General features: G+C 61.4%; 8 protein-coding genes. 5 read left to right on the top strand and 3 right to left on the bottom strand.

The window, feature by feature from the left end; genetic code table 11:
- Positions 1-177: 177 nt before the first annotated feature.
- Genes C1X29_RS25585 through C1X29_RS25575 form a run of 3 tightly spaced genes read right to left on the bottom strand, consistent with a single transcriptional unit; the run spans position 178 to position 3,241 of the window.
- The gene (locus tag C1X29_RS25585) at positions 178-1,164 is read right to left on the bottom strand and encodes an alpha-L-glutamate ligase-like protein (RefSeq protein WP_102718664.1); all 987 of its coding nucleotides are present in this window, start codon (positions 1,162-1,164) and stop codon (positions 178-180) included.
- Positions 1,164-2,699: an inactive transglutaminase family protein gene (locus C1X29_RS25580; RefSeq protein WP_007951967.1), complete on the bottom strand. Its 1,536-nt coding sequence runs from the start codon at positions 2,697-2,699 to the stop codon at positions 1,164-1,166. Before C1X29_RS25580 ends, C1X29_RS25585 begins: the two co-directional genes overlap by 1 nt.
- Before the next feature lie 5 nt (positions 2,700-2,704).
- Positions 2,705-3,241, bottom strand: a complete 537-nt coding sequence (locus C1X29_RS25575) for an ATP-dependent zinc protease (RefSeq protein ID WP_011333239.1) — start codon at positions 3,239-3,241, stop codon at positions 2,705-2,707.
- A gap of 300 nt (positions 3,242-3,541) precedes the next feature.
- Between C1X29_RS25575 and C1X29_RS25570 the strand changes: the two genes are divergently transcribed.
- The 5 genes from C1X29_RS25570 to prpF all read left to right on the top strand — a co-directional run bounded on the left by C1X29_RS25570 (position 3,542) and on the right by prpF (position 10,235).
- Entirely contained in the window at positions 3,542-4,264 is a 723-nt protein-coding gene (locus tag C1X29_RS25570) for a GntR family transcriptional regulator (protein WP_173892848.1), read from the top strand.
- Positions 4,261-5,151 (top strand): methylisocitrate lyase, encoded by an 891-nt coding sequence (gene prpB, locus C1X29_RS25565; protein ID WP_007951973.1) that lies wholly within the window; start codon positions 4,261-4,263, stop codon positions 5,149-5,151. Before C1X29_RS25570 ends, prpB begins: the two co-directional genes overlap by 4 nt.
- A gap of 43 nt (positions 5,152-5,194) precedes the next feature.
- Entirely contained in the window at positions 5,195-6,322 is a 1,128-nt protein-coding gene (prpC, locus tag C1X29_RS25560; RefSeq protein WP_102718663.1) for a 2-methylcitrate synthase, read from the top strand.
- A gap of 61 nt (positions 6,323-6,383) precedes the next feature.
- Positions 6,384-8,978, top strand: coding sequence for a Fe/S-dependent 2-methylisocitrate dehydratase AcnD (gene acnD, locus C1X29_RS25555; RefSeq protein WP_102686935.1), 2,595 nt, complete (start codon positions 6,384-6,386; stop codon positions 8,976-8,978).
- Between the two features lie 54 nt (positions 8,979-9,032).
- Positions 9,033-10,235, top strand: coding sequence for a 2-methylaconitate cis-trans isomerase PrpF (prpF, locus tag C1X29_RS25550; protein ID WP_102718662.1), 1,203 nt, complete (start codon positions 9,033-9,035; stop codon positions 10,233-10,235).
- The last annotated feature ends 299 nt before the right edge of the window (positions 10,236-10,534 follow it).

Below are 10,534 nucleotides of genomic sequence, written 5' to 3'. Positions count from 1 at the left end.
CCCTCACCCCAGCCCTCTCCCCCAAAGGGGGAGAGGGGGAAGGGAGCAGATCTTCATGCTTTTCAAAGCCTGAGTTCGACTCGGTCATTCAGGTCGATGTAACTCGAATGTTCAACACCGTCGGCTCCCTCTCCCTCCGGGAGAGGGCTGGGGTGAGGGTGCTTTTGCTTCTGAGCTTCAGCCCTCGACCGCCGGAATATGCCCAAACAATTCCTGAGCAAACGCCACCCGCTCTTCAACCGACTCCGTCACGCCGCGCGCCTTGAGCTCTTCCAGATGCGCTTCCACCGCATGGGTACGCAACGTCAGTCCGCAATCGTTGGCAATCTGGATATTCAGCCCCGGCCGCGCATTCAGCTCCAGAATCAGCGGGCCTTTCTCCTGGTCCAGCACCATGTCCACGCCGATGTACCCCAGGCCACACAGCTCATAGCAACCGGCGGCGAGCTTCATGAATCCGTCCCAGTAGGGCAATTGCACACCGTCCACCGCGTTGGTGGTGTCCGGGTGTTTGGTGATGATGTTGTTCAGCCAGGTGCCGCGCAGGGTCAGGCCGGTGGCCAGGTCGACACCGACGCCGATGGCGCCCTGGTGCAGGTTGGCCTTGCCGCTGGATTGACGGGTCGGCAGGCGCAACATCGCCATCACCGGGTAGCCCATCAGCACGATGATGCGGATGTCCGGCACGCCTTCGTAGCTGATGCTTTTGAAGATCTGGTCCGGGGTCACCCGATATTCGATCAGCGCCCGGTCGCGGTGGCCGCCCAGCGAGTACAGGCCAGTGAGGATGCTGGAGATGTGATGCTCCAGCTCTTCGTGGGCAATGATCTTGCCCGACACCGTGCGATAGCGGCCCTCGAAACGGTCGGCGATGACGATGATGCCGTCACCGCCGGCGCCCTGGGCCGGCTTGATCACGAAGTCGTTGCGCCCGCCGATGATCTCGCCGAGCTTGTCGATTTCCTTCTCCGTGGAAATCACGCCATACAGTTCCGGCACGTGAATGCCGGCCTTGATCGCGCGTTCCTTGGTGATGATCTTGTCATCGACGATCGGGTACAGGCTGCGCTTGTTGTACTTGAGCACGTAGTCGGCGTTACGCCGATTGATGCCCATGATGCCCCGGGCTTCCAGGGCCTTCCAGGTCTTCCAGAAACCGAACATCAGGCGTCAGCCTTCTTCAGGAAAGCCTTGAAACGTACGAGTTCAGTCAGGCGATAACCGCGATAACGACCCATGGCCAGCATGAAGCCCACCAGGATCAGCAGGATCGCCGGGAAGGTGAACACGAAGTACACCAGCTCAGGAACGGTCATGATCAGGTGCGCCAGGGACGCTGCGAACAGCGTGCCGATCGCCACTTTCATGGCATGGCTGGCGCCGCGCTCTTCCCAGGTGATCGACAGGCGTTCGATGGTCATGGTCAGAATCACCATCGGGAACAGCGCCACCGACAGGCCGCGCTCCAGACCGAGCTTGTGACTGAACAGACTGATCGCCGCAATCAGCACCACCACGAAGGTCAGCACCACCGACAGGCGCGGCAGCATTTGCAGCTTCAAGTGTTCCAGGTACGAACGCAGCGACAGCCCAAGCGCGGTGATCACGGTAAACAGCAGGATGCCGAAGCCCAGTTGTGTCTCGCGGAAGGCCAGGGCGATCAGCACCGGTGTGAACGTGCCGAGGGTCTGCAGGCCGATCAGGTTGCGCAGGATCAGGATCACCAGCACGCCGATCGGGATCATCACCATGATCATGAACGTCTGCTGGGTTTGCAGCGGCAGGCCGTACAGCGAGTATTCGAGGAAATTGGCGTCGGTGTTTTCGTCGGTCAGCTTGGCCAGACGAATCGCGTTCATCTCGCTGTTGTTCAGGCTGAAGGTCACGTTGGCTTTCTTGCCACCGTCAACGGTGATCAGGTTTTCATCACCGCTCCACCACAGCAGGCGGTCGGTCGGCAGGCCTTGTTCACCGGTTTCCGGGTTGAAATACAGCCAGTCGGTGCCGTTGAAGCTGCGCAGCCACAGTTCCGGAGTTTGCGGCTGATCGGCGACGAGGCGGATGGTGTGGACTTTCTCCACCGGCACGTGGGCGATGGACAGCAGCAGTTCGACAATCTTGGCTTTGTGCGGCGTCGACGGATCGCCGGCCAGCAGCAGTTTCACGTTGTCGTCGTTGACGTTGTTGACGCGTTTGATCGCTTCGCCAATGAAGGTCTCGACGTCGGCCGAGTGCTGGCGGATCGGGGCGAGCAGGGCTTCGGCGGCAATCTTTTCCGGGCCTTCGATGGCCATGCTGTCGCGGAAGGTCGGGCCTTTGATCTTGGTTTTCTCGGCGGTGTAACGCTTGGTCAGCACCAGGCGGTAATAAAGGGTCTGGTTGCCCTTGGCCCGGCGTGCCGACCAGGTGACCTTGCGGTTGCCGTCGACACGGTTGACCGCCACACCGTAATTGTTGGAGATGAAGCTTTCATTGAGGCTGACGTAATCGCGGCTCAGGGGCGGCACGAACATCTGGATCTTGACCGGATCCTTGGTGCTGGCGACGAACTCGACCTTGGCGTCGATGTTCCACAAGTCGTCGGTGGCGTCTTCGGTCACTGGAATGCCGAGCACGAAAATCTGATAGGCCGTAACCGAAACGCCCAGCAACACCAGGATGGTGATCAGGACTTTCAGGTGGAAGGTTAGAGAACGCATGGAAATTACTCGGCGGTATGAGCGGCGATGGCGCAGGCGGGTTTGCCGGCAGCGTATTTAAGACTGGGATCGACCAGCGCATCGAAGCGTTTCAGCGCCTCGGAGCCGATCAAAAGCGGGTATTGGAACGCACTACGGTCGGTCAGGTTCACTTCGATGCTGCGCATTGCCGAACCCATGCAGATGTCCAGCTCGATCACCGGGCGCGCGGTGTACTTCTTGCCTTCTTCAGGGTCGTAGTCGCCGGCGCGGCGCTTGATCTTGCTGACCCGGGCCAGCGGCCGTTCGATCGGGTGCGAATGCGCGGCGTCGATGGCCAGGTAGAAACGTACCCAGGACTCGCCGTTGCGTTTGAAACGTTTGATGTCGCGGGCGCTCAGGGAGGCGGTTTTCGCCCCGGTGTCGAGTTTCGCCGCCACTTCCAGGTTGATCCCGTCGAGGGCAGCGTATTCGTTGAGGCCGTACACGGTCTTTTCCCCCGCCGCGGCGAGGCCGGGCAGGCAAAACAGTGCAAAGAATGTGGGGAAGGGCTTGAGTCTCATAAATCCTGGCGAGCAGCGTTCCGTTCTCGGTTCAGGGCCATGGCATCAGGAAATCCTGTCTGCCCATGCGCCTTCGTGTGCCTATCAGCTTTTTATGACAAGCCGTGCAAATGACTCGCAAATGCGGGCGGCATTCTAGCACGGTGGTTTTATGGCGCCAGCGCCGGGACCGGTCTATAACCCTTGGGGCTGATATGAAGGCTTATTAGACGATTGTCGACAATCTGTATTTATCCTTTGACTGATGCGGGCTGGTTCGCTAGTTTTTGCCGCATTGGATTTGAAGGTGTCGACAATATGCTGGATCAACTCGATCCCCCGGTGATCAACGGCGACGATTCCGAGACGCTCTCGGAAAACGTCTTCCGACGCATCCAGGCGGCCATCGTCAAAGGCGAGATCGCCCCGGGCAGCAAGATCTCCGAGCCGGAACTGGCGCGCACCTACGGCATCAGCCGCGGGCCGCTGCGCGAGGCGATCCACCGGCTGGAAGGCCAGCGCCTGCTGGTGCGCGTACCGCACGTCGGTGCGCGGGTGGTGTCGCTGAGCCACGCCGAATTGCTCGAACTCTACGAAATCCGTGAATCCCTCGAAGGCATGGCCTGCCGTCTGGCGGCCGAACGCATGAGCGTCGAAGAAATCGACGAACTGCGCCGGGTGCTGGAAACCCATGAACGCGATGCAGCCTTCCAGGCCGGTGTCGGCTACTACCAGCAGGAAGGCGATTTCGACTTTCACTACCGGATCATCCAGGGCAGCGGCAACCGCACCCTCACGCAAATGCTCTGCGGCGAGCTCTATCAACTGGTGCGCATGTACCGCATCCAGTTTTCCACCACGCCCAACCGCCCGCGCCAGGCCTTTGCCGAACACCACCGGATTCTCGATGCCATCGCCGACCGTGACGGCGAGCTCGCGGAATTGTTGATGCGCCGTCACATCGGCGCCTCGAAACGCAACATCGCCCGTCACTACCAGGACGGCGCCGACAATAAGACAGCCACTGAACGAGGTGAGTCATGAGTTCCAACAAGAGCACTCCAGGCCAGCGTTTCCGCGATGCGGTCGCCAGCGAACATCCGCTGCAAGTGGTCGGGGCGATCAACGCCAACCACGCGCTGCTGGCCAAGCGCGCCGGTTTCAAGGCGATCTACCTGTCGGGTGGCGGGGTGGCTGCCGGCTCCCTCGGCGTGCCGGACCTGGGCATCACCGGCCTGGATGACGTGCTGACCGACGTGCGCCGCATCACCGACGTCTGCGACCTGCCGCTGCTGGTGGACGTCGACACCGGTTTCGGCGCCTCGGCGTTCAACGTGGCCCGCACCGTCAAGTCGATGATCAAGTTCGGCGCAGCAGCGATTCACATCGAAGACCAGGTCGGCGCCAAACGCTGCGGTCACCGCCCTAATAAAGAAATCGTGACCCAGCAGGAAATGGTCGATCGCATCAAGGCTGCCGTCGATGCCCGCACCGACGACAGTTTTGTGATCATGGCCCGCACCGACGCCCTGGCCGTTGAAGGTCTGGAATCGGCACTGGATCGCGCCGCTGCGTGCATCGAGGCCGGCGCCGACATGATCTTTCCGGAAGCCATCACTGAACTCGAGATGTACAAGTTGTTCGCCAGCCGTGTGAAAGCGCCGATCCTGGCCAACATCACCGAATTCGGCTCGACGCCGCTGTACACCACCGAGCAACTGGCCGGCGCCGATGTGTCGCTGGTGCTGTACCCGCTGTCGGCGTTCCGCGCGATGAACAAGGCTGCGGAAAACGTCTACACCGCGATCCGCCGCGACGGCACTCAGCAGAATGTCATCGACACCATGCAGACTCGCATGGAGCTCTACGATCGCATCGATTACCACACCTTCGAGCAGAAGCTCGACGCGTTGTTTGCGGCGAAGAAGTAAGCCGCAACCGTACTCCCTAATAAATTCAAGATTGGAGACAACAATGGCCGAAGCAAAAGTACTCAGTGGCGCCGGGCTCCGGGGCCAGGTTGCCGGGCAAACCGCACTGTCCACCGTGGGCCAGGCCGGTGCCGGGTTGACCTATCGCGGCTACGACGTGCGCGAACTGGCAGCAGATGCAAAATTTGAAGAAGTGGCGTACTTGCTGCTCTACGGAGAACTGCCGACCAAGGCACAGCTCGCCGACTACCAGAGCAAACTCAGCAAGCTGCGCGACCTGCCACAAGCGCTGAAAGAAGTGCTGGAACGCATCCCCGCCGACGCCCACCCGATGGACGTGATGCGCACCGGTTGCTCGTTCCTGGGCAACATCGAGCCGGAGAAAGACTTCTCCGAGCAACGCGACAAGACCGACCGCCTGCTGGCCGCTTTCCCGGCGATCATGTGCTACTGGTATCGCTTCAGCCACGACGGCAAACGCATTAATTGCGTAACGGACGAGCAGTCCATCGGCGGCCACTTCCTGCACCTGCTGCACGACAAGAAGCCGAGCGAACTGCACGTCAAAGTGATGAACGTGTCGCTGATCCTCTACGCCGAGCACGAATTCAACGCCTCGACCTTTACCGCTCGGGTGTGTGCTTCGACCCTGTCAGATCTGTATTCCTGCGTCACGGCGGCCATCGGCTCGTTGCGCGGCCCACTGCACGGTGGCGCCAACGAAGCGGCGATGGAAATGATCGAGCGCTTCTCGTCGCCGGAAGAGGCGATCAAAGGCACCCTCGGCATGCTCGAACGCAAGGACAAGATCATGGGCTTCGGCCACGCGATCTATAAGGACAGCGATCCGCGCAACGAGGTGATCAAGGGCTGGTCGAAAAAACTCGCCGACGAAGTGGGCGACAAGGTGTTGTTCGCGGTTTCGGAAGCCATCGACAAGACCATGTGGGAGCAGAAGAAACTGTTCCCCAACGCCGACTTCTACCATGCCTCGGCGTACCACTTCATGGGCATCCCGACCAAGCTGTTCACCCCGATCTTCGTCTGCTCGCGCCTGACCGGCTGGGCAGCGCACGTGTTCGAACAGCGCGCCAACAACCGCATCATCCGTCCAAGCGCCGAGTACACCGGCGTCGAACAGCGCAAGTTCGTGCCAATCGACCAGCGCTGACCGGGGAGGGCGCCGGCACAGGCGCCCCCTCTTTGAAACTACCGTGACCGAGTCCTGACCGATGAACACAGAATTTCGCAAGAACCTGCCCGGCACGCCGCTGGACTTTTTCGACGTCCGCGCGGCTGTCGATGCGATCCAGCCCGGCAGCTACGACACCCTGCCGTACACCTCTCGCGTGCTGGCGGAAAACCTCGTGCGTCGCTGCGACCCGGCCACGCTCACCGATTCCCTGAAACAACTGATCGAGCGCAAACGCGACCTCGACTTCCCGTGGTTCCCGGCTCGCGTGGTGTGCCACGACATTCTCGGCCAGACCGCGCTGGTGGATCTGGCCGGCCTGCGCGACGCGATTGCCCAGCAGGGCGGCGACCCGGCGCAGGTCAACCCGGTGGTGCCGACCCAACTGATCGTCGACCACTCGCTGGCGGTTGAAGCGGGCGGTTTTGACGCCCAGGCGTTCGAGAAGAACCGCGCCATCGAAGACCGTCGCAACGAAGACCGCTTCCACTTCATCAACTGGACCAAGAAGGCGTTCAAGAACGTCGACGTGATCCCGCCGGGCAACGGCATCATGCACCAGATCAACCTGGAGAAAATGTCTCCGGTGATTCAGGTGCGCGACGGCGTGGCATTCCCGGATACCTGCGTCGGCACCGACAGCCACACCCCGCACGTCGATGCGCTGGGCGTGATCGCCATCGGTGTCGGTGGTCTGGAAGCCGAAAGCGTGATGCTCGGCCGCGCGTCGTGGATGCGCCTGCCGGAAAGCGTCGGCGTCGAACTGACCGGCAAGCTGCAACCGGGCATCACCGCCACCGACATGGTGCTGGCGCTGACCGAATACCTGCGCAAACAGAAAGTGGTCGGCGCATGGCTGGAGTTCTTCGGCGAAGGTGCTTCGGCACTGACCCTCGGCGACCGCGCGACCATCTCCAACATGGCCCCGGAATACGGCGCCACGGCGGCGATGTTCTACATCGACCAGCAGACTATCGATTACCTGAAACTCACCGGTCGCGAAGACCAGCAAGTTCAGCTGGTCGAGCAATACGCCAAGCAGATCGGTCTCTGGGCCGACAGCCTGAAAGGCGCGCAATACGAGCGCGGCCTGACCTTCGATCTGTCTTCGGTGGTGCGCAACATGGCCGGCCCGAGCAACCCGCACGCCCGTGTGGCGGTGTCGGATCTGGCGGCCAAAGGCATCGCCGGTCAGTGGGAAGACGTGCCGGGGCAAATGCCTGACGGCGCGGTGATCATCGCCGCCATCACCAGTTGCACCAACACCAGCAACCCGCGCAACGTGATCGCCGCCGGCCTGCTGGCGCGCAACGCCAACAAGCTCGGGCTGACCCGCAAGCCGTGGGTCAAGTCGTCGCTGGCGCCGGGTTCGAAAACCGTGGCGCTGTACCTCGATGAAGCGGGGCTGACCACGGAGCTGGAGCAGCTCGGTTTCGGCGTCGTCGCGTTTGCCTGCACCACCTGCAACGGCATGTCCGGCGCGCTGGATCCGGTGATCCAGCAAGAGATCATCGACCGCGATCTGTATGCGACCGCTGTGCTGTCTGGCAACCGCAACTTCGACGGGCGGATTCACCCGTACGCCAAGCAGGCGTTCCTCGCTTCGCCGCCGCTGGTGGTGGCCTACGCGATTGCCGGAACTATTCGTTTCGACATAGAAAAAGACGTGCTGGGCGTGGTCGACGGCAAGGAAGTTCGCCTGAAAGACATCTGGCCGAGCGACGAAGAAATCGACGCGGTGGTGAAATCCTCGGTCAAGCCCGAGCAGTTCCGTCAGGTCTACATCCCGATGTTCGCCATCCATGAAGACACAGGCCCGAAAGTCACGCCGCTGTACGACTGGCGCGAGATGAGCACCTACATCCGCCGTCCGCCGTACTGGGAAGGCGCGCTGGCCGGGGCGCGACCGCTCAAGGGCATGCGCCCGCTGGCGGTGCTGCCGGACAACATCACCACCGATCACCTGTCGCCGTCGAACGCGATCATGCTCGACAGCGCCGCCGGTGAGTACCTGGCGAAAATGGGCCTGCCGGAAGAGGACTTCAACTCTTACGCGACCCACCGTGGCGACCACTTGACCGCGCAGCGCGCAACGTTTGCCAACCCGAAACTGTTCAACGAAATGGTTGTGGAAAACGGCAAGGTCAAGCAGGGCTCCCTGGCCCGTGTCGAGCCGGAAGGCAAAGTGATGCGCATGTGGGAAGCCATCGAAACCTACATGGAGCGCAAGCAGCCGCTGATCATCATCGCCGGCGCCGACTACGGTCAGGGTTCGTCCCGGGACTGGGCAGCCAAAGGCGTGCGGCTGGCGGGTGTGGAAGCGATCGCCGCTGAAGGTTTCGAACGTATCCACCGCACCAACCTGGTGGGCATGGGCGTGTTGCCGCTGGAATTCAAACCGGGCACCGACCGCAAGACCCTGGGCATCGACGGCAGCGAAACCTATGACGTGATCGGTGAGCGCACGCCGCGCGCCGACCTGACGCTGGTAATCCATCGCAAGAACGGTGAACGCGTCGATGTGCCGGTGACCTGCCGCCTCGACACCGCCGAAGAAGTGTCGATCTACGAGGCCGGCGGCGTGTTGCAGCGCTTCGCTCAGGACTTCCTCGAAGAGTCGGCGGTTGCCGTTTAAATCAACTGATGTGGGCATGGGGCTTCAAGTCCCATGTCTTCGTTAAGGAGCACCATGGCTCACGCAGCTAATTTCGCACCGCAGATCAAAATCCCCGCTACCTACATGCGTGGCGGCACCAGCAAAGGCGTGTTTTTCAGCCTCAAGGATCTGCCCGAAGCGGCGCAGATTCCCGGCCCGGCCCGTGATGCGCTGTTGCTGCGGGTCATCGGCAGCCCCGACCCGTACGACAAGCAGATCGACGGCATGGGCGGCGCCACCTCGAGCACCAGCAAAACCGTGATCCTGTCGAAAAGCATCAAGGCCGATCACGACGTCGATTACCTGTTCGGTCAGGTGTCGATCGACAAGCCGTTCGTGGACTGGAGCGGCAACTGCGGCAACCTGTCGGCGGCAGTCGGTTCGTTCGCCATCAGCAACGGTCTGGTGGACGCCAGCCGCATTCCGCACAACGGTGTGGCGGTGGTTCGCGTGTGGCAGGCCAATATCGGTAAAACGATCATTGCCCACGTGCCGATCACCAATGGCGAAGTCCAGGAAACCGGCGATTTCGAACTCGACGGCGTGACCTTTCCGGCCGCCGAAGTCCAGGTCGAATTCATGGACCCGGCGGCGGAAGAAGAGGGCGGCGGTGGCTCGATGTTCCCCACCGGCAACCTGATCGATGAGCTGGAGGTGCCGGGCGTCGGCACGTTCAAGGCGACCATGATCAACGCGGGTATCCCGACGATCTTCGTTAACGCCGAAGACATCGGTTACACCGGCACCGAGCTGCAGAGCGCGATCAACAGCGATCCGAAAGCGTTGCAGATGTTTGAGACCATTCGTGCCTACGGTGCTTTGCGCATGGGGCTGATTTCCAGTCTGGATGAAGCGGCCAAGCGTCAGCACACGCCGAAAGTGGCGTTCGTTGCCAAACCTGCGGATTACGTGGCATCCAGTGGCAAAGCCATTGGCGCTGGGGATGTGGATTTGCTGGTGCGGGCGTTGTCGATGGGCAAGCTGCACCACGCGATGATGGGGACGGCGGCGGTGGCGATCGGCACCGCCGCAGCGATCTCCGGCACCTTGGTAAACCTGGCGGCCGGCGGCGTTGAACGCAATGCCGTGCGGTTCGGGCATCCGTCCGGGACGTTGCGTGTGGGGGCTGAGGCCAGCCTTGAAAATGGCGAATGGGTTGTGAAGAAAGCGATCATGAGCCGCAGTGCGCGCGTCCTGATGGAAGGTTACGTGCGCGTTCCTGGCGACTCTTTTTAAGATCAAGAGCTCCCTCACCCCAGCCCTCTCCCGGAGGGAGAGGGAGCTGACCGAGGTGTCTTGCGGGATACTTCGACCTGAAAAATCGTGGCGATTATGGATTCGGCAAAGCACTTTCAGGTCGGCGTAACGCTTGAATATCCCCCGATCGGTTCCCTCTCCCTGCGGGAGAGGGCTAGGGTGAGGGGCTTTACTAACTGAAGAAACACACAACGAGCAGGCACCCCAGACCTGCAATCAACAAACCAGCCAGGCCTCTGAGGAAGACCCCACCACTCATCATTCCCCACCCAGGAGAA

This window comes from Pseudomonas sp. GW456-12-10-14-LB2, assembly GCF_002884345.1.
Classification (GTDB): Bacteria; Pseudomonadota; Gammaproteobacteria; order Pseudomonadales; family Pseudomonadaceae; genus Aquipseudomonas; species Aquipseudomonas paraglycinae.
The sequence above is the reverse complement of the archived record's forward strand: the minus strand, read 5'-3'. Positions and strand labels throughout refer to the sequence as shown.

What these genes read in the sequence shown, in the direction of transcription:
- prpF (WP_102718662.1), top strand. Translation starts at nt 9,033, where the DNA reads ATGGCTCACGCAGCTAATTTCGCACCGCAGATCAAAATCCCCGCTACC.
- prpC (WP_102718663.1), top strand. Translation starts at nt 5,195, where the DNA reads ATGGCCGAAGCAAAAGTACTCAGTGGCGCCGGGCTCCGGGGCCAGGTT.
- C1X29_RS25580 (WP_007951967.1), bottom strand. Translation starts at nt 2,699, where the DNA reads ATGCGTTCTCTAACCTTCCACCTGAAAGTCCTGATCACCATCCTGGTG.
- C1X29_RS25575 (WP_011333239.1), bottom strand. Translation starts at nt 3,241, where the DNA reads ATGAGACTCAAGCCCTTCCCCACATTCTTTGCACTGTTTTGCCTGCCC.
- C1X29_RS25585 (WP_102718664.1), bottom strand. Translation starts at nt 1,164, where the DNA reads ATGTTCGGTTTCTGGAAGACCTGGAAGGCCCTGGAAGCCCGGGGCATC.
- prpB (WP_007951973.1), top strand. Translation starts at nt 4,261, where the DNA reads ATGAGTTCCAACAAGAGCACTCCAGGCCAGCGTTTCCGCGATGCGGTC.
- acnD (WP_102686935.1), top strand. Translation starts at nt 6,384, where the DNA reads ATGAACACAGAATTTCGCAAGAACCTGCCCGGCACGCCGCTGGACTTT.